A 353-nucleotide genomic window follows, 5' to 3' on the forward strand; every position below is an offset into this window, starting at 1 on the left:
CATGGCCACAGACGCAAATCCAGCGCTGTGTCGTCCATAAGATCCGCAATACCTTCCGTTTACTGGATGACAAGGACTCTAAACAGGTCCTGCGTCAACTAAAAGAGGTTTACAATGCCGTTAACGAAGCCGAGGCAAGCCGCCGGTTGGAGGACTTCGGTAACTACTGGCAGGGTAAGTATGATCTAGTGGTTGCACTTTGGCGCAAGGACTGGGACGAGCTGATGACGTGTATGAAGCTGAGTCCGGCGTTGAAGAAGTTAACCTACACGACCAATGCGATCGAGAACCTTAACCGTGAAATCCGGCGAGTTGTCAAAACGAAGGGCGCCTGGCCGAACGACCGATCCCTG

At 52.7% G+C, this 353-nt stretch carries 1 protein-coding gene; it reads left to right on the forward strand.

Annotation, left to right across the window (positions count from 1 at the left end; all coding sequences use genetic code 11):
* Positions 1-353: transposase (locus A3850_RS00035; RefSeq protein ID WP_197493951.1), on the forward strand; the 353-nt coding region annotated here is incomplete at both ends.

It is taken from the genome of Lewinella sp. 4G2, from assembly GCF_001625015.1.
Lineage (GTDB): Bacteria > Bacteroidota > Bacteroidia > Chitinophagales > Saprospiraceae > Neolewinella.